The following is a 17,786-nucleotide window of genomic DNA, read 5'->3' as shown; positions in this document are numbered from 1 at the left end:
CGGTTCATTCTGTTATCGATGAGGTCGTTGACGACGGTTGGGTCTGCGAGTGTTGATGTGTCGCCGAGGGATCCGTAGTCGTTTTCGGCGATTTTGCGCAGGATGCGGCGCATGATCTTGCCGGAGCGTGTCTTGGGCAGGCCGGGGGCCCATTGGATGAGGTCGGGGCTGGCGATGGGGCCGATCTCGGTGCGGACCCATGTGCGCAGCTCTTTCATCAGCTCGTCGGACGGCTCGATCCCGTTCATCAGGGTGACATAGCAATAGATGCCCTGGCCCTTGATCGTGTGCGGATAGCCGACCACGGCGGCCTCGGCCACCTTGGCATGGGCGACCAGCGCCGATTCAACCTCTGCCGTGCCCATCCGGTGGCCCGACACGTTGATCACGTCATCGACGCGCCCGGTGATCCAGTAATCGCCATCCGCGTCGCGGCGACAGCCATCGCCCGAGAAATAATAGCCTTTGTAATCCGAGAAATAGGTCTTCTCGAACCGCTCATGGTCACCCCAGATGGTGCGCATCTGGCCCGGCCAGCTGTCTTTCAACGCCAGCACACCTTCGGTCGGGCTGGTATCGATTTCCTCGCCCGTCTGCGGGTCCAGCACCACCGGCACCACGCCGAAAAACGGCTTCATCGCGGCACCCGGTTTGGTCGCATGCGCGCCGGGCAGCGGCGTCAGCAGGTGCCCGCCGGTTTCGGTCTGCCACCAGGTATCGACGATCGGGCAGCGGCCCTGACCCACCACGTCATTATACCAGTTCCAGGCCTCGGGGTTGATCGGTTCGCCCACCGTCCCAAGGATTCGCAGCGACGATAGATCGGCACCGGTTACGAAATCGTTACCCTGTCCCATCAGCGCGCGAATCGCCGTCGGCGCGGTGTAGAACTGGTTCACCTTATGCTTCTCGCAGACCTGCCAGAACCGGCTGGCATCGGGATATGTCGGCACGCCCTCGAACATGACAGTGGTGGCACCATTGGCCAGGGGCCCATAGATGATGTATGAGTGGCCCGTCACCCACCCAACATCTGCCGTGCACCAAAAGACATCGCCCTCGTGGTAATCGAACACGATTTCATGGGTCATGGCGGCGTAAACCAAATATCCACCTGTTGTGTGCACAACTCCTTTCGGCTGACCCGTCGACCCGGAGGTATACAGAATGAACAAAGGATCCTCGGCCCCCATTTCGGCGGGCCGGCTGACATCGGAGGCTTCAAGCGCCATCTCGTTATAGTCAAAGTCACGCTCGTCGATCCAGGTGGTCTGCCCGCCGGTGCGCTTGACCACCAGGCATTTCACACTGTCCTTGCAATGCAGCAGGGCGGCGTCGGCATTGGATTTCAGCGCGGTCTTGCGGCCACCGCGCGGAGCCTCGTCGGCGGTGATGACAAGTTTGGCGTCGCAGCCATTGACGCGTGCGGCCAGCGCATCGGGGGAAAAGCCCGCGAAGACGATGGAATGGATCGCACCGATCCGCGCGCAGGCCAGCATGGCATAGGCGGCCTCGGGGATCATCGGCAGGTAGATCACCACCCGGTCGCCGCGGCGCACGCCCAGCGTTTCAAGGATATTGGCCATGCGGCACACATGCCCGTGCAGCTGGCGATAGGTGATGTGCCTGGCGTCTTCCTCGGGGTTGTCCGGCTCGAAGATGATCGCGGTCTGATCGCCGCGCGTCGCCAGATGCCGATCGACGCAATTGGCCGCCACGTTCAGCGTGCCATCGGCGAACCAGTTGATCGAGACATTGCCAAGCGTGAAATCCGTCTCCTTTACCTTGGTATACGGCTTGATCCAGTCAACCCGCTTGCCTTCCTCCCCCCAGAACGCCGCCGGATCCGAAACAGACGCCGCATAACGCCGCTCATACCCAGACGCATCAACATGCGCATTCTCAGACAAATCCATCGACGGAGGATAGGTGGTCGCAGACATGGTTTCTCCCAAAGTTGTTTGATTGAATCGTTGATAGAAAGCCTATGGGCCTACCAGCACGCAAGCAACCGCGACGAAGGGCGAAACGAGATGTTTCCTTGAACGGCTCAACGCATAAACGATGCCAAGTCGATCAGAGTACGATAGAATAACCTACGTCAGGCCTGACGTCAGATCGCCAAATATTCGGCGCGCAGATTGTCGTTTTTCAGAACCTCTTCGGCAGTGTCATCAATGGCAATCGAGCCGGTGTCGAGGATGACAGCGCGATCAGCCGATCGGCGGCGCGATCTGGGCCAGTTTCAAGGTCTCTTCAACCGTCAGCCCAGGAATGATTCTACGATCTTCGGGCACAAGGCCCAGGCCTGCGGTTGCGGATTCGTGGCTGGCCATCTTGTGTCGGGGCGGGTGTTGAGGCCGGTGTAATGTATCCGTTGCTGGTTGGATTTCACCGCCCGCAGCATCAACCCGAAAGGCGAGCGGAAAATGCGGACCGACAGGTAAAAGGCCAGCAACAGGAATGCGGCGCACAGATAGTACCGGGTGTTGAACTGCGCCAGCGAAGACGCCTCGGGGAAAGGGTTGAGGATGAACGGTGCGCCAAGCGCGAGGACGGCTACGACGAAGCTGAGCGCCAGAAAATCCATCCCCCTATGGCAATTGGGCGAGCTGATCGGTGTGTACATCACCCCCGCCACCGCTGCCACAAGGCCGAACATGATGGTGAATTTCTTGTTGATGTGGGTGCCCAGAAGACCGAGAGTCTCGCGGTCGGCCATGCCTGCGCGGACCACCATTCCGAAGGTGGTGAATTGCAGGAAGGCAAAGGCGGTGCCGATGATCACAGCGGCAAAGGCGAAATAGACAAGCCGCCAATATGGGTAAATGATCACGTTGGGACCAAAACCCAGCAGCACACCAAAGTCGAAAGAGCCACGAAACACGTCCGGCGCGCCGGTCTGGATCGGGCTGGCACAGTAGAAATACTTGATCAGTTCCTGCAACATGATCGCAAGGCCGAAGGTCACTAGAATCTGGGCGGCATGAGGGCGTTTGTAAAAATGCTTGATCAACCCGCGCTCCATGATGATGCCGAAAGCGATCATGATCGGAATGGCACCTTCCTTTTGATCATCGCCTTGGCCGATGCGCGAGCAGCGTCCGATTTGGTCCGGGTATCGCCTGTGACGTCTTCGACCTTGCGAGCCAGAATGCCGGTGCCGTCCAGAGCTTTGGACGAGAAGCCGGGCAACATGCCGCCGCCACCGCCGCCATTCAGATGCTCTATTGCAAGTTCATAGGCGCGAAGCTTGTCCGCGCCCTTGTCGGCATAGGGGCCGGTATGGGACACGTTGAAACCCAGCGTGACCGAGGAAGCGCCGGGCGCGTTGGGAAATCCACTATGGCTGGCTGCCGACAGATAGGTTGGCAGCGCCAGACCCGCGCCTGCAACAGTTCCGGTCTAAAGCACACCACGGCGTGTCAGCTCGGTCTTGGACATAAAGTCCCCCGATTTTCTGAATGGGCCGCGGGGCTTCTCATCCGTTGCGGTACTGCACTTTTGTGCTAAGGGGATAGTGAGTAGGGAAAGAAAAATTCACAACAACTGCTTAATGCGTATGGATAATTTTGTCAAAAAAGTGAACAAGCTTGGGCATCGGGGTTGTAAAAAATACTATTTCGCACCGCAGAAAGCGGTTGGGTTCGGAGGGAAAAGCACATGGCGCGCGATACGTTGACAGGTAGCCGAATTCGCGAACGCCGGGTTATGGCGGGGATGAAGCAGTCCGATCTGGCACGCTTTGCGGGTATTTCGCCATCTTACCTCAACCTGATTGAACATAACCGCCGCAGAATCGGTGGAAAATTGCTGGTTGCCATTTCGCATGTCCTGAAGGTCGAGCCGTCCCTTTTGACCCAAGGCGCAGAGGCGACATTGATCGCCACGCTGCGCGAGGCTGCTCAGGATCGCGGGCGGGGCGAGGATGGCAGCGCGAGCCCGCCGCCGCCCGAGACAGCGTTGCTGGAAGAGTTTGCCGGGCGGTTTCCGGGCTGGGCGTGGCTGTTGGCAGACAGTCAGCGCCGGATGGATGCGCTGGAACGGACTGTCGAGAGACTGACCGACCGGATGACGCATGATCCGCATCTCGCCGCCTCGTTGCATGAAATGCTCTCGACCGTAACCGCGATCCGTTCAACTGCGGCCATCCTTGCCGAACCAGGCGAGATCGAGCCGGAATGGCGCGACCGGTTCCACCGCAACCTGAACGAAGACAGCAAGCGGCTGGCAGACAGTTCTCAGGCGCTGGTGCGGTATCTGGACACCGTGGACGACGTTTCGACCGATCTGGGATCGCCTCAGGAAGAGGTGGACGCCTTTCTGGACTGCCACGGCTGGAACTTCGCCACGCTGGAAGAAGGTGGGTCGATTGAGGACATTCTCAAGGACAGCGATCTGGGGCCGGTTTCGCTGTATCTGCTGGAACAGGTGCTGGGGCGCTATGCAGAGGATGTTGCCGCGCTGCCAATGGCGCTCTTGCTTGATGCGCTAAACGAGGTCGGGCCGGATCCGCTGGCGCTGTCACTGCGCACCCGTGTCGATCCGGGGCGCGTGATGCGCAGACTTGCGGCGCTTCCTGCATCCGCCGGGGTTGGCCGGTTCGGGCTGGCTGCTTGCGACGCGTCCGGCACGTTGATTTTTCGCAAGGCGTTGAAGGATTTTCCACTGCCACGTTACGGCGCGGCTTGCGCATTGTGGCCGCTGTTCACCGCATTGTCGCGACCCAACGTCGTGTTGACGCAGGAACTGGAGCAGACAGGCCGTGACCCGGCACATTTCCGTGCCTATGCCGTGGCGCAGCCGGTTGGCACGCCGCAACTGAACCGTGACCCGATGCTGGTGGCGCATATGTTGTTGGTGCCGCAAGAGACCGCAGATGTCTCTGGCGACCCGCTGCGGGTCGGGGTCAGCTGCCGGATCTGTCCGCGGACCGAATGTGAGGGGCGCCGCGAACCCTCGATCCTGGCCGAGAGCTTTTGACACGGACCGTCAGATCAGGCTTATAGTATTCCATGACAGGCATTCAAAAAGCCTGCATGCCACTGGAGGGGAGACCGGGATGGCGAAAAAGGTCCTGCTGATAGAGGATGAACCGAATATCATCGAGGCGATCAGCTTTATCCTGTCGCGCGATGGCTGGCAGGTGGACACGCATTCAAATGGTCACGACGCTGCCGATGTGGTGCGGAAAAAGGGCCCTGATGTGTTGATCTTGGACGTGATGCTGCCCGGACGGTCGGGCTATGATATTCTGCGCGATCTGCGCTCTGGTGGTGGCACCGAAACATTGCCGATCCTGATGCTGACCGCGCGCGGTCAAGGCAAAGATCGCGAAATGGCCGAAAAATACGGTGCCAATCGCTTTATGACCAAACCGTTTGCGAATTCCGAGGTGCTGGAGGCGGTGCGCAATTTGGTGGGCGTATGACCAATTCCGCAGACGAGCCGGTCGGACCACGCCCGACGATCTTTGTAGAAAAGCAGACTTACCGGATGCGCCGGATTATGGACGCCGCGCGGTTGGTGCCGCTGCTGGGGGTGGTGTTTTTCGCCATTCCGCTGCTCTGGCCGACAGACCCTGAGATGAGGATTACAACGTCGCGGACCATCTTGTACCTTTTTGGCGTCTGGGTGGTGTTGATCCTTGTGACCATGCGCCTGTCGCATGTGCTGCGCAGCCTTCCACCCGCCGACCGGAGCACGGATCGCGGCGGAGCCCTGTGAGATGGGCGCTCTTAACGCGCTGATCGCGGTTTGCCTGTCCTACGTCGCCTTGCTGTTCCTCGTTGCGTTTTTTGCCGAGCGGTCGGCGATGCGTGGACGTGGTGGATGGCTGCGCTCGCCGATTGTCTACACGCTGTCATTGTCGATCTACTGCACCGCCTGGACGTTTTATGGTGCCGTGGGCTACGCGGCGCGCTCGGGGCTTGAATACCTGACAATCTATATCGGACCATCATTAGTCATGGTGGGCTGGTGGTGGATCCTGCGCAAACTTGTTCGCATCGGGCGCAGCCAGCGCATCACCTCTGTGGCCGACCTGATTTCGTCACGCTTTGGCAAATCCAATCTTCTGGCGGTTTGCGTCACCATCCTCGCCGTGATCAGCGCCACGCCCTATATCGCGTTGCAATTGCAATCGGTCACGCTGTCATTCGCGGTCTTCGCCGAAGCAGGGGGCGGTGGGCAGTCGCTTTATACCGGGGAAAGCACGGCGTTGTGGGTCGCAATGGGCCTGTCGTTGTTCACCGTGGTCTTTGGCACGCGCAACCTTGATGCGAACGAGCGTCATCACGGCGTCGTCATGGCCATCGCAGTCGAGGCGGTGGTCAAACTTTTCGCTCTGCTCGCGGTGGGCGCGTTTGTCGTATGGGGAATCTCCGGCGGGGTGTCCGAGACGCTCAGCCGGATCGACGCGTCGCAATTGGGACAATGGCAGGTGAACGGTGGCCGCTGGGCCGGGCTGATCATGTTGTCCGCGGCGGCATTCCTGTGTCTGCCGCGGATGTTTCAGGTGCTGGTCGTGGAAAACGACGACGAGGGACATCTGCGCACCGCCTCTTGGGCGTTTCCGCTTTACGTCATGTTGATGAGCCTTTTCGTGGTGCCGATCGCCGTGATGGGGTTGGACCTGCTGCCCGAAGGGTCCAACCCGGACCTGTTCGTGCTGACTGTGCCGCTCAGTCAAGGGCAACAGGGGCTGGCGATGCTGTCCTTTCTTGGCGGCTTCTCATCCGCCACGTCGATGGTGATTGTCGCGGCGATTGCCCTGTCCACCATGGTGTCGAACCACATTGTCATGCCGATTTTCCTGCGCGTGACGGGTGGCGGTGCCAGCGTCTCGGGCGATGTGCGTCACGTCGTATTGCTGTCGCGCCGGGTGTCGATCACGGGCGTGGTCATGCTGGGCTACATCTATTACCGCCTGACGGGTGGCGGCGAGGCGCTGGCCTCCATCGGGCTGGTCTCTTTTGCCGGTGTCGCGCAGGTTCTGCCTGCCATGCTTGGCGGCATCTTCTGGCGCGGGGCCACCCGGCTGGGGGCGTTGGCGGGGCTTAGCGTGGGTTTTGTCATCTGGCTTTACGCGCTGTTCCTGCCAAGCTTTGGTCCGGGCTTCATCTTGTCTGAAGCGGCCCTGCTCAACGGCCCCTTCGGCATCGACTGGTTGCAGCCACAGGCGCTGTTCGGAATTGCCGGTCTGGATCCGTTGGTCCATGCGCTTTTGTGGAGCATGATGCTGAATTCCGTAGCGTTCTTTACGGTGTCGGTGATGACGTTTCCATCGCCGCTGGAACGTCTGCAAGGCGCGCAATTCGTCAATGTTTTCCAGCATTCCGGCGGTCCGCGCAGTTGGTCCGGCGGGGTCGCGCAAAGCGAAGACCTGATGATCATGGCACAGCGCATTCTGGGCGCGGCCGAGGCGCGGGCGTTGTTTCAGCGCGAGGCGACGCGTCAGGGGGTGCGTGGGGATTTGCCCGAACCCAGCCCGGATTTTCTGGAGAGCCTTGAGCGTGAATTGTCCGGCTCTGTCGGGGGGGCCACCGCGCATGCGATGGTGGGCCAGATCGTCGGTGGCATGTCGGTTTCAGTCGAGGATCTGATGGCCGTGGCCGATGAGACCGCGCAGATGATGGAATATTCCAACCGGCTGGAGGCGCAATCGCGCGAAGTCACGCGAACCGCGCGGCAGTTGCGTGAAGCCAACAGCAAACTGACACGGCTGTCGGTGCAAAAGGACGCGTTTCTCAGCCAGATCAGCCACGAATTGCGCACGCCGATGACGTCGATCCGGGCGTTTTCGGAAATCCTGCGCGACAGCGACGGGTTGAGCGGGGATGAATTGAACAAATACGCCTCGATCATCCATGACGAGGCGCTGCGTCTGACGCGGCTTCTGGACGATCTTCTGGATCTCAGCGTGTTGGAAAACGGACAGGTCAATCTGAACCTGCGGCACGGACAACTGGGCGACCTGCTCGACCGTTCTGTCGCGGCGGCGGCGGCAAGCGATGACGGGCGGGCGCTGCGGCTGACCCGCGATGCGGCGACAGAGGCTTTGTCGCTGCACACTGACCTTGACCGCCTCAGTCAGGTTTTCATCAATCTCATTGCCAATGCCCGCAAATATTGCGATGCTGATCAGCCTACGCTGGACATCCGCGTGACCGATCATGGTGATCTTCTTTGGGTAGATTTCGTCGATAACGGATCGGGCATTTCCACAGACGCGCAAGACGTGATTTTCGAGAAATTTGCGCGCATCGGCGAGCCGCGCGTCGGTGGGGCGGGGCTGGGTCTGGCGATCAGCCGACAGATCATGCAAAGGCTGGGTGGAGAGATCACCTATCTGCGCGGCGAAAGCGGCGCGGCCTTTCGCGTCAGCCTGCCGCGCCCGGCGATGGCGGCGCAATAATCTGCCTTTCATAAGCTCTTGGTAACCAAATCCGCGCATAACCAAGGGCAACGTCCCCCAAAGGATGTCCGAGGATATGGCAGGTCAGGTAGTCAACGAAGTACTCAGCAAGAAGGCGAACGCCGCCCGGCGGGAGCAGGAGGCGCGCGTTTTGTCGCCCGCCCGTGCCCTGCGACGTGCGTTGTCACGCAGTGCGGACGCGCTTTGGGGGCTGGCGATTGTCGCAGACGGGATGCAGCAGGAAACGTTGGTTCTGGATGCCTGTCTTGAAGGCGTGCCGCGCGACGCGCTGGTGATGGTGCTGGACGGCGCAGACGGTGTGACCGGCGCTGTTGTTCTGGACCGGGCCTCCGTGCGTTCAGTGATTGAGGTTCAGACGCTTGGGCGTGTGACCAGCCAGCCGCTTGATCAACGTCCGCTTACACAGACGGACGCGGCGATGTGTGCGCCGTTGCTTGATGCAATGCTTGGGCGGTTGAGCGCGAATCTCGAAGGCCATCCGGCACAGGGCGAATATACCGGCTATCGATTCGGTGCGATGGTGGAGGATACGCGCGCGCTTGGTGTTTTGATGGAAGCGGCAGAGTTTCATTCGTTTCTCGTATCGGTCGAAATTGGGGATGGTTTGCGGCGCGGTGAGATTTTGCTGATCCTTCCGGTCCTGCCCAAGCCAGAACCTGCGACAAGGCCAGACCCGCCGCGTGATCCGCTATCCGCCAAGAATGCCGGGCGCATGCAAATGGTGGAGGCGCGGATTGATGCTGTGCTGTCGCGCATTCGTATGCCGCTGTCCGCGGCAAGCCAGTTAAGTCCCGGCGATCTCTTGCCGCTGTCGGAAAATGTTCTGAACCAGGTCGAGCTGTCAGCAGGGGGTGTTCACATCGCCAATGGCTGTCGCTTGGGGCAGATGGGTGGTTTCCGGGCAGTCCGCGTAACGTTTCCGGCTTCGTCGAAAACCAGCAGCGCTCGGGTGGAGACGGAGACCGAGCAGGTGAAAGCTGCGAAGAAACCCGCTAAGGCAAAGGCAATCGCGTCCCCGAAACCGGTTGTCGAAGAGCCGGTCGATATTCCGGATCTGTCCGAAATCCCCGGACTTGACGATTTTTCCGACCTGTCATCTGATCTGGGTGCCGAGCTTGATATTGATGATGATCTTTTGACTCTGAATTAACGTCGCGAGAGGCATCCGAAACCCAATCAGCCAAGGCTGTATCGCGCGCCGTTTGTCAGCGGGCAATTCAAGAGCGGCTCGCCAGACGCAAACGTATAAGAAACCCGAGGCGCTGCCATCACAACAGTGATGCGCTGACGGGGTTAGCCACGCTCGGTCATCGCATTCAATGTCGGTTTCAGCCCGTCAATCGCATAGCCCGCGCGGTTTGCTGTCGCCAAGATCTCGTCCACCGGCATTTTGCCCGCCTGTCCAAGCGCCCAGATCACAGTGCACCTGGTTCCCGAGGCACAATAGGCCAGAACCGGGCCATCGGCGCTGTCAATCAGCGCTTGCTGTGCGGCGATATTGTCGGGCGTCATGGTTTGATGGGTCAGGGGCAGGGCGGCAAAATCCATACCCGCCGCCCGCACGGCCGCCTCGACTGCCTTGGCCTGATGCGACAGCGGCACCTCGCTATCCGGACGATTGCAAATGACGCGGACGATGCCCGCATCCGCAATCGCCTGTGCGTCCTCGGCATTGATCTGTGGCGAGACGTTATAACGGGGTGTGATCTGTCGTATGTCCATAACCAACGCTTACTCGGGCTGCGCGACCCTGTCCAGACGTGCCCGCAGCATTGGTGCCAGCCACATGCCGGTCAGCATTGCCGCCAGGAAAACCAGACCTCCGGGACCGGCATAGCTGAGCGAGGCGATCGCCGGGCCGGGGCACAGCCCTGCCAAGCCCCAGCCGATCCCGAACAGCACAGACCCCAACACCAGATTGCGCTCCAGCTTTGTGTCCAGCGGTGCGGGGAAGCTGCCTCCGGTGACGGGTTTGCGGGGCATGCGTGTAAACTGCCATGCGACTGCCATCGGAAGGATCGCGCCGCCCATCACAAAAGCCAGGGTCGGATCCCAATTGCCGAACACGTCCAGCCAGCCCTGAACCTTGTTGGTGTCCGTCATGCCAGAGAGGAAAAGCCCAGACCCGAACAAGCTGCCCGCGATTAGTGCGACGATCAAACGAGCCATCCTAGATCACCCCCAAAATATGGCGGAACAGCACAACGCTTAAGCCGCCCGCCAGAATGTAGAACACCGTGGCGACCATGCCGCGCAGCGACAGTCGCGAGATGCCGCAGACCCCGTGCCCCGAGGTGCAGCCATTGGCGATGCGCGTCCCAACGCCGACGAAAAGCCCCGCAACAACAAGTACCAGCATGTTGTCGGTGATATGGGTGTCGACCCCTCCGAAGAGGGGTGTCAGCAGAATGGGCAACCCAAGAACGCCCGCCAGAAAAACGATACGCTCTGCTGCGGTCGAATGGCCAGAGCCGTCCACCAGCCCGCCGATGATCCCGCTCGCCCCCATGATCCGGCCATTGCCGATCAGATAGGCAGCCCCGCCAAGGCCGATCAGCATGCCGCCGATCAGGCCCATGATCCAATCCATTTCCATAAGTGTTTCCTACTGTCAGGTCGGGTGAAGAACGATCCGTTCCGCCACCACTAAGCTTCAAAGTTTGTTGACGGGCACTTTAAGAAAGACATCGCCTTTCTCGTCCGGTTCGGGCATTTTTCCGGCCCGCATGTTGACTTGCAGGGACGGGATTATCAGCTTGGGCATCGCCAGCGACGCATCGCGGCTGTCGCGCATCGCCACGAACTCTTCGGCTGATTTGCCTTCGCCGATATGCACGTTCAGGGCCTTTTGTTCGGCGACGGTGGTTTCCCATTCATATTCGTCGCGTCCCGGAGCCTTGTAATCATGTCCCACGAAGATGCGCGTCGCATCCGGCAGTGCCAGGATTTTCTGGATCGAATTGTACAGTGCCTCGGACGAACCGCCGGGAAAGTCGCAGCGCGCCGTGCCGAAATCCGGCATGAACAGAGTGTCGCCGACAAATGCCGCATCGCCGATGACATAGGTCAGGCAGGCAGGGGTATGGCCGGGCGTGTGCATGACGTCGCCGCGCATCTGACCGATATGAAAGCTGTCACCGTCTTTGAACAGTGCGTCAAACTGGCTGCCATCGCGCTGAAACTCGGTGCCTTCGTTGAACACTTTTCCGAACGTATCCTGAACCACGGTGATCCGGTCGCCGATGCCGATCTTGCCGCCAAGTTTGTCCTGGATGTAGGGTGCGGCAGACAGGTGATCGGCGTGGACATGGCTTTCCAGAAGCCACTGGACCTCGTAGCCCTTGTCCTGAACGAATTTGATGATCGCGTCCGCCGACCGGGTATCGGTGCGACCCGAGGAATAATCGAAATCCAGCACCGAATCGACGATCGCGCAAGAGGTGCCCTTGGGGTCGCGGACGACGTAGGAAATGGTATTTGTGGCCTCGTCGAAGAAGCCTGTGACGTCTGGTGACATGGCGTATACCTCCGTTTGTTCAAAACATATACGCTTTAATGAATATGTTTCAACCCCCAATCCCTTGACGTGCATCAAAGACCGGCAATCACGTTTATGGTAGGTTATGTTGTCTTGAAGAAGGGTGGCATGACAACCCGAATACATCATGGCGCTAAATGGAACTATCAAAGGCGCGATGCACTTTGTCTGATAGGCGGGTTTGCAAGGGCATCCGGATGGCCCGGCTTCCTGTCGGCTTTGTCCCGCGCAAAGGGGTGAACGATGAAAGGTTCACCGGCGTTCGGGATATTACCGTGACATAAGCGGTAAAACATCCCGGATGCCCCTGCGATCACGATGCTAACCTTACGAAAGGGAAAGAGATGTCCGAGAATCCGAAACGCCAGGTTGAAAGCCTTGTGGAACAGATTTTGGCCAGTGACGACATGCACCGCGATTGGCTTATGCATCGGCTGCAAGAGGCAGCTGCGGCAATAGAAAACCTGGGCGAAGAAGTGCCGACCGATGCCAGGAAACTGCTGCAAGGGGCGGACCAGGACGCCGATGACGCAGAATTCGAGAACTTTCCGGTCTAAGCCGCCTGCCTGAAGGTCTTGTCTTGACCTGCCATCTGTCCGTTAATGTTTGTCAAACCGTCGGGTTTGCGAAAGGTTGGCAAGACGGCTGTTCAGGCCGCAGCGAAGAGGCAAGTGATGGCAGAAGTGGTGCAGTGTTCCGTGCATGAAGGCGTGGCCGTCGTCAGCATCAACCACCCGCCGGTCAACGCGCTTGCCTGGCAAGTGCGGGACAGCTTGTTGACCGCGCTGCAATGTGCCGAAGCGGACCCGGAAGTGCGCGCCATTTTGATTGCCGGCGCGGGCAAGACCTTTCCCGCAGGGGCCGATATCGCGGAATTTGACACGCCCCGCAAAGAGCCTTGGCTTCCGCAAATTTGCACACAGATAGAAATGTGCCGGAAACCTGTGGTCGCGGAATTGCATGGAACGGTGCTGGGTGGCGGGTTCGAACTGGCCCTTGCCTGTCATTTCCGTATCGGGTTGCGCTCTACACGGGTAGGGTTGCCGGAGGTGAAACTCGGCCTGATTCCCGGCGCGGGCGGCACGCAACGCACACCTCGGCTGGTAGGGGCCAAAGTGGCGCTCGACATGATCCTGTCCGGACGCATCCTGCCCTTGGATCAGCCGCCCTATCGTATTTTCGCCGACAGGTTGGTTGCCGAACCAGAAGATCTGCGCGCCGCCGCGTTGGAATTTTGCCACGAGGCGGTTGCAAAAGGCCCCCGGCCAAGCTGTGAGCGGCGCGAAGGCTTTGCTGATCCGACCGAAACACAATTGGAACTGACCAAAAGGGCTGCGGATGAAGCTGATAGGCCTGAAAACGCGCGCCGTGAAGCCGTGGCCGCCGTCGAGGCCGCGTTTCTGCTGCCTTTTGACGCGGGCTGTGCGTTTGAGGAAGCCGCGTTTGCCGATCTTGTCGCCTCGGATCAGTCAAAAGCCATGCGTCATGCGTTTTTTGCCGAGCGTCGCGCCGCCAAAGTGGCGTTGTCGGTTGACCAACACCCGTCCCAGATCAAAACGCTCGCTATCCTGGGCGCAGGGACGCTCGCGTCGCAACTCGCCGTGGCGGCGCTGAATGCCGGGCTGGCCGTTCGTTGGGGGATTGCGGATCCGGACCGGCGCATCGCCGCCTGGACTGATGTCGAAGACAGCTTTGAAGACGCCGTCAGCGCAGGCGATCTGACCAAACAAGTTGCAAAGGATGTTCTGAAACGGCTGATCTGCGGCACCATGGCGGACATGGTGAGGAGCGCGGATTTCGTCATACGCGCAGCCGAAGGCCTGCAACGTTCGGATATGGCGGAGGATGTCGTTTGCGCGACCGCAGTGGCGGAAAATGTCGATCAGATCGGTCTGCGTTTCGCGCGCCCCGCGCATCTGTCGCGTCTGGTTGAGGTGATTGAAGGTCCGCGCGCCAGACCGGACCAACTGGGTTCTGCAATTGCGCTGGTCAAACGGTTGGGTAAACAGCCCGTGCATGTCCGCTCATCCGGTGAAACGATTGGCGGGCGGATGATGGCGGCGCTACACGGAGCGGCGGACGCGTTGGTCGATCTCGGTGCCAGCCCCTATGACATAGATGATGCGCTGACCAAATGGGGGCTCGAATTGCCACCCTTCCTGCAACGCGATGCAACTGGTTTGCGAATTGTGGGCCGGGTGGAACGCCACGAGGGAGGCATGAATTGGTCGGCTGTCCTTGCGCAAGCCGGACGGACGGGCAGGGCATCCGGACAGGGCTTTTACACCTATCTCGGCGATGCAGCGACGCCTGTTCATGACGACAAGGTGTTAATGTTGTTCGACAAGCACCGTGCCGATAGGAACGGCGTTAAAAAAGCCGATATTGTACCACTGATCCTTGGCGCGATGGTGAATGAAGGCGCGCGATTGGTCGATGAACATGTCGCAGCGAGTGCGTCAGATATCGACGTCGTCATGATGGCGGGCCACCAGTTCCCGCGCTGGCGTGGCGGCCCGATGAAAGCTGCCGAACTGCACGGGCTGTTCCGCGTGATCCGCGCGATGCAGGGGGCCAACCATCCGGATAAGGCGCTCTGGGTGCCGCATCCGCGATTGGCTGCACTTATGCGCAATGGTAAAGGGATTGAGGCGCTGTCGAACTGAAACGATGCTCAGCCCAGAAAAATGCCGACGATCACGATCATCAGGCCGATGACCGACAGGAACAGCGCACCAAGGTTCAGCGGCATCACCGCCTGCACGGCCTTGCGCAGGTCTTCATCGCTGAGGTCGGCGCGGCGCGCTCTTGCAACCTTGATGATCGACCAGACCAGCCCGGTCAGCCCCAACAGCGAAATCGCGGCACCCGCCCAGATCAAACCGTCCATTGCATGCCCTTTCGCAGCCTTTCGTCGCGCTCGGCGATAATTCAAACACTGCGCCACTGCAACCACTTGAAGGGCAGGGGGCGTGGCGCTAGGAAATGGCCAGATCGGCAGGAGAGCAGAACATGGACGACGACAGCTACCGCGTGACTGCGGGCGGATTGCGCCAATTCATCCGCCGATGCGAACACCTGGCGGCTGCAAATAAGACATCACCGAGCAGAAAAAAGTGGTCATGATCGCAGCAACGGCCGCGGTTATAAATACCACCACTGATCTGTCATGTGAGTGAGTACACAAAGGCCTAGCAGGAAGCACCGTATTCTGTCGTGTATTCCAGAGGGCCAATCCTTCCCAAGCATACAAATGAGGCAACGATGAGTGATTACGAAGAAGCACCGGACTCCTACAAGGTAACTGCCAGTGAGTTGCGCCAGTTCGTCGAACGCATTGAGCGGCTTGATCAGGAAAAGGCCGACCTCGCCGAGCAGCAAAAAGAGGTATTCTCAGAACTGAAAGGACGTGGCTACGACGTAAAAGTAGTGCGCACGCTTATTAGGCTTCGCAAGCGGGACAAAGACGACATCGCTGAGGAGGAAGCAGTCCTTGAGATGTATAAAGAAGCGCTGGGCATGAACTGATTTTATCATAAGCATATGTTATTCAATGTACAATCCCGGCATCTTGTGATGCCGGGGTTTTGTTTTGCGACGACCCGCCTCAGATTGGCGCTGAGGTTGAACAACTCTGTCTGCTGATCGGCCGCGCATCCGCAATGAGCGATTATTCAGTTTCCGGTCGCGTTCGCGCGGGCGGCGCAGGGCGCGACCGACCCCAGCAAGCTGCGGAAAGCTCTCGCTTCAGCGCGCCGCACCTCTTCGCTGGAAAGGCCTGCTGCGGTGTCCTGCCGGAACCGACACAAACTCTCACGCTGCCAGGCTGGCAACTCATGTCGGATCGCATATGGTGAGAATATGCTGTGGTTCGGTTGTGGGGCTGCTCGGCGAACTGGATGCCGTTGTCCATGGCCCGGCAGTTGTCGACCTCCTGCCAGTCTTCGAGCGTTGCGCAATGTGCCAAATAGCGATTCATTCAGGCATCCGTCCCGCAGTTTGCCGTTGAAGCTTTTGATGAAATCGCAGCGGAAAAGCGAAGGCTATGAGCAAAGCTATGAGCGGAACAGAAACGTGATGATCGGACTGATAACTGGTTGACGGGCAGATCTAAAAAATCTACTGACGCCAGTACACAGGGGTATAGCTCAGCTGGAAGAGCGACGGTCTCCAAAACCGTAGGTCGTGGGTTCGAGCCCCTCTGCCCCTGCCATTGAAATCACTGAAGAATTAGGAAAAGTCCCAGGTGACGCCGTAAGCTCGTTTGCAGGCCCGTTTGCAAGGTATGACCCGTAATAGGGGCGCTTTGGACGGTTCGACCATGAGCCTGCTGGCCGAATCGGGCGATCTGTCACCGTATGTTTCGATTATTTTATGAGTGGCCTGGATCGCCCACCCCATCTGCGTGGCCTTGTTGCGCAAATCCGATGAACGTCGTGCTTCGCCTTTCCCCGGACAGGCTTATCCTACGGACTCTGTGACGGGTATACCACAAGCGGTGTAGCGGTTGAGCACCGCGACGCGGGCCTGGATCTCTGCAACGTGACGGGCAAAACCCTGTGCCATGAGGCTTTTGCCTAGCAGCTTCACTCAATGCATCCACTGACCGGCAGGGCTAGCCTTCACGGCAAGCATAGCCTGCATCTGTTTGGACTTGACCCGGCGGCGATACTTGACATTGCCCGTTTTGCCCTGTTTCAGGTGTGGTCATTCCATCGTCAACCTCATGGCCGCCACACCCGATTGTGTAGCGGTTTGCCCGCTAAGTATATGAAAAGTAAAAAAATTTCAATAATGATTGGTGCCCAGGAGAGAATTATCGGCGGCGGAGACGCGATTTCCGCCGCCAAGAAAAAGCTCCCACTTCTTCGACACTAGGAGCCTGAACGGGTCGGAAAACCGAGAGCGGCCCGCGGCTCCGTTGTGTGGCAACCTGTGGAGCATCTGTTCTATGAATGTATCTAGGCAGCCGACTCATAAAACTCGATCCACAGCCTGACCGATGCCAATTTGATCATCGACAGGAAATTGCGTGACGTCTTCTCGTATCGGGTTGCGATACGGCGGAACGAGGCTTTCAGCCTGCCAAAGAAACGCTCGATTTTGTTGCGTTCCCGGTAGATTGCAGCATCAAATTCGGCGGGTAGTTTGCGGTTGGCCTTGGGAGGGATCACGTCGATAGCGCCCTGTTCCCAGATCAAGTCTCTGATCCAGTCTGCGTCATATGCTTTGTCCGCGAGCACATGTTGGCCAGGTTGCAAATTGTCCAGTAGCGCCTTGCACGGCGGCGCGTCATGAGCTTGGCCGGGTGTCAATTCATATCGGATCGGCAGCCCATCCTGATTGGTAAGTGCATGTATTTTCGTTCCTAATCCGCCCCGTGAGCGACCTAAACAGCGGCGCGGGTCTTTTTTTGAGAGTCGTGGCGGAATGATGCGCGCGCACGCTGGTCCCGTCGACCATCACTGTGTCCACGTTATGCGCGTCGGCGATGGCGTCCATGATCCGGTCCCAGTGGCCCGCATAGCTCCACCGGTTGAAGCGATTATAGACCGTTGTCGGTGGGCCATATTCGCTGGGCAGATCGGCCCAAGGGATGCCGGTGCGCAGGACGTAGAAAATACCGTTGATCACGCGGCGGTCATCCACCCGCTTCTTGCCGCGCGTTTTGTTAGGTAAGACAGCTTTGATGAATTCCCATTCCAGATCGCTCATGTCTGATCGTGCCACTTCCATCCTCCCGCCCGTTGTTTAGACGAAATGAATCACAAACTTATGCTCCTAAACAAGAATTAATGGGTGTGCTGCCTA

The 17,786-nt window shown here is 59.1% G+C and carries 16 protein-coding genes, 1 tRNA gene and 5 pseudogenes; 10 read left to right on the top strand and 12 right to left on the bottom strand.

Going from position 1 to position 17,786, the window contains the following annotated elements; genetic code table 11:
- The 5 genes and pseudogenes from acs to DMZ65_RS20220 all read right to left on the bottom strand — a co-directional run.
- A partial coding sequence (gene acs, locus DMZ65_RS18585; protein ID WP_116600227.1) for an acetate--CoA ligase occupies positions 1–1,943 on the bottom strand: 1,943 nt, incomplete at its 3' end.
- Between the two features lie 273 nt (positions 1,944–2,216).
- Positions 2,217–2,354, bottom strand: a pseudogene (locus tag DMZ65_RS20230) (ABC transporter ATP-binding protein); the annotation flags it as partial.
- Positions 2,339–2,497, bottom strand: a pseudogene (locus DMZ65_RS19775) (branched-chain amino acid ABC transporter permease); the annotation flags it as partial. The pseudogenes DMZ65_RS20230 and DMZ65_RS19775, both read right to left, overlap by 16 nt.
- Positions 2,498–2,551: 54 nt before the next feature.
- Positions 2,552–3,061 (bottom strand): annotated as a pseudogene (locus DMZ65_RS20225) (branched-chain amino acid ABC transporter permease); the annotation flags it as partial.
- Between the two features lie 5 nt (positions 3,062–3,066).
- Positions 3,067–3,381 (bottom strand): annotated as a pseudogene (locus tag DMZ65_RS20220) (branched-chain amino acid ABC transporter substrate-binding protein); the annotation flags it as partial.
- 282 nt (positions 3,382–3,663) lie between these two features.
- Here DMZ65_RS20220 and DMZ65_RS18570 point away from each other — a divergent pair.
- The 5 genes from DMZ65_RS18570 to DMZ65_RS18550 all read left to right on the top strand — a co-directional run bounded on the left by DMZ65_RS18570 (position 3,664) and on the right by DMZ65_RS18550 (position 9,587).
- Positions 3,664–4,983: a helix-turn-helix domain-containing protein gene (locus DMZ65_RS18570; RefSeq protein ID WP_116600226.1), complete on the top strand. Its 1,320-nt coding sequence runs from the start codon at positions 3,664–3,666 to the stop codon at positions 4,981–4,983.
- A 79-nt stretch (positions 4,984–5,062) separates the two neighbouring features.
- Positions 5,063–5,431 carry a response regulator transcription factor gene (locus DMZ65_RS18565; protein ID WP_116600225.1) on the top strand — a complete coding sequence of 123 codons (369 nt, stop codon included), beginning with the start codon at positions 5,063–5,065 and terminating at the stop codon, positions 5,429–5,431.
- Entirely contained in the window at positions 5,428–5,727 is a 300-nt protein-coding gene (locus DMZ65_RS18560) for a hypothetical protein (RefSeq protein ID WP_116600224.1), read from the top strand. Before DMZ65_RS18565 ends, DMZ65_RS18560 begins: the two co-directional genes overlap by 4 nt.
- 1 nt (position 5,728) lies before the next feature.
- Entirely contained in the window at positions 5,729–8,416 is a 2,688-nt protein-coding gene (locus DMZ65_RS18555) for an ATP-binding protein (RefSeq protein ID WP_116600223.1), read from the top strand.
- Positions 8,417–8,492: 76 nt separating this feature from the next.
- Positions 8,493–9,587 (top strand): FliM/FliN family flagellar motor switch protein, encoded by a 1,095-nt coding sequence (locus DMZ65_RS18550; RefSeq protein ID WP_157960689.1) that lies wholly within the window; start codon positions 8,493–8,495, stop codon positions 9,585–9,587.
- A 143-nt stretch (positions 9,588–9,730) separates the two neighbouring features.
- Here the strand turns inward: DMZ65_RS18550 and DMZ65_RS18545 are convergent, their stop codons facing one another.
- From DMZ65_RS18545 to DMZ65_RS18530, 4 genes are read right to left on the bottom strand one after another with little or no spacing between them, the layout of a single operon-like run.
- On the bottom strand, positions 9,731–10,159 hold the full coding sequence (locus tag DMZ65_RS18545) for a protein tyrosine phosphatase family protein (RefSeq protein ID WP_116600221.1): 429 nt from the start codon (positions 10,157–10,159) through the stop codon (positions 9,731–9,733).
- Positions 10,160–10,168: 9 nt separating this feature from the next.
- A complete protein-coding gene (locus DMZ65_RS18540; RefSeq protein ID WP_116600220.1) occupies positions 10,169–10,606 on the bottom strand; it encodes a DUF6691 family protein in 438 nt (145 codons plus the stop codon).
- Position 10,607: 1 nt separating this feature from the next.
- Entirely contained in the window at positions 10,608–11,033 is a 426-nt protein-coding gene (locus tag DMZ65_RS18535) for a YeeE/YedE family protein (protein WP_116600219.1), read from the bottom strand.
- A 57-nt stretch (positions 11,034–11,090) separates the two neighbouring features.
- Positions 11,091–11,954, bottom strand: a complete 864-nt coding sequence (locus tag DMZ65_RS18530) for an MBL fold metallo-hydrolase (protein ID WP_116600218.1) — start codon at positions 11,952–11,954, stop codon at positions 11,091–11,093.
- A 365-nt stretch (positions 11,955–12,319) separates the two neighbouring features.
- Here DMZ65_RS18530 and DMZ65_RS18525 point away from each other — a divergent pair, with 365 nt between their 5' ends.
- Entirely contained in the window at positions 12,320–12,532 is a 213-nt protein-coding gene (locus DMZ65_RS18525; RefSeq protein WP_116600217.1) for a hypothetical protein, read from the top strand.
- Between the two features lie 117 nt (positions 12,533–12,649).
- On the top strand, positions 12,650–14,641 hold the full coding sequence (locus tag DMZ65_RS18520) for an enoyl-CoA hydratase-related protein (protein ID WP_198662739.1): 1,992 nt from the start codon (positions 12,650–12,652) through the stop codon (positions 14,639–14,641).
- Between the two features lie 8 nt (positions 14,642–14,649).
- Here DMZ65_RS18520 and DMZ65_RS18515 read toward each other — a convergent pair whose 3' ends face one another.
- Positions 14,650–14,865 (bottom strand): hypothetical protein, encoded by a 216-nt coding sequence (locus tag DMZ65_RS18515; protein ID WP_116600215.1) that lies wholly within the window; start codon positions 14,863–14,865, stop codon positions 14,650–14,652.
- A 374-nt stretch (positions 14,866–15,239) separates the two neighbouring features.
- On the opposite strand from DMZ65_RS18515, the gene DMZ65_RS18510 reads away from it, so the two are divergent.
- A complete protein-coding gene (locus DMZ65_RS18510; protein ID WP_116600214.1) occupies positions 15,240–15,503 on the top strand; it encodes a DUF2312 domain-containing protein in 264 nt (87 codons plus the stop codon).
- Between the two features lie 609 nt (positions 15,504–16,112).
- A tRNA-Trp gene (locus DMZ65_RS18500) sits at positions 16,113–16,188 on the top strand.
- 248 nt (positions 16,189–16,436) lie between these two features.
- Here DMZ65_RS18500 and DMZ65_RS18495 read toward each other — a convergent pair.
- Positions 16,437–16,565, bottom strand: a pseudogene (locus tag DMZ65_RS18495) (IS5/IS1182 family transposase); the annotation flags it as partial.
- Between the two features lie 3 nt (positions 16,566–16,568).
- On the opposite strand from DMZ65_RS18495, the gene DMZ65_RS19575 reads away from it, so the two are divergent.
- Positions 16,569–16,853 carry a hypothetical protein gene (locus DMZ65_RS19575; protein WP_157960688.1) on the top strand — a complete coding sequence of 95 codons (285 nt, stop codon included), beginning with the start codon at positions 16,569–16,571 and terminating at the stop codon, positions 16,851–16,853.
- An 83-nt stretch (positions 16,854–16,936) separates the two neighbouring features.
- Here DMZ65_RS19575 and DMZ65_RS18490 read toward each other — a convergent pair.
- Positions 16,937–17,705, bottom strand: a protein-coding gene (locus tag DMZ65_RS18490; protein ID WP_114963763.1) for an IS5 family transposase whose coding sequence is annotated in 2 segments (ribosomal slippage) — positions 16,937–17,384 and positions 17,383–17,705 — 771 coding nt in all. Because the reading frame shifts where the segments join, the coding sequence is not laid out codon by codon here.
- Between the last annotated feature and the right edge of the window lie 81 nt (positions 17,706–17,786).

Source organism: Primorskyibacter marinus (genome assembly GCF_003313245.1).
Classification (GTDB): Bacteria; Pseudomonadota; Alphaproteobacteria; order Rhodobacterales; family Rhodobacteraceae; genus Primorskyibacter; species Primorskyibacter marinus.
Note: the sequence above shows the minus strand (reverse complement) of the source record. Positions and strands in the feature narration are given on the sequence as shown.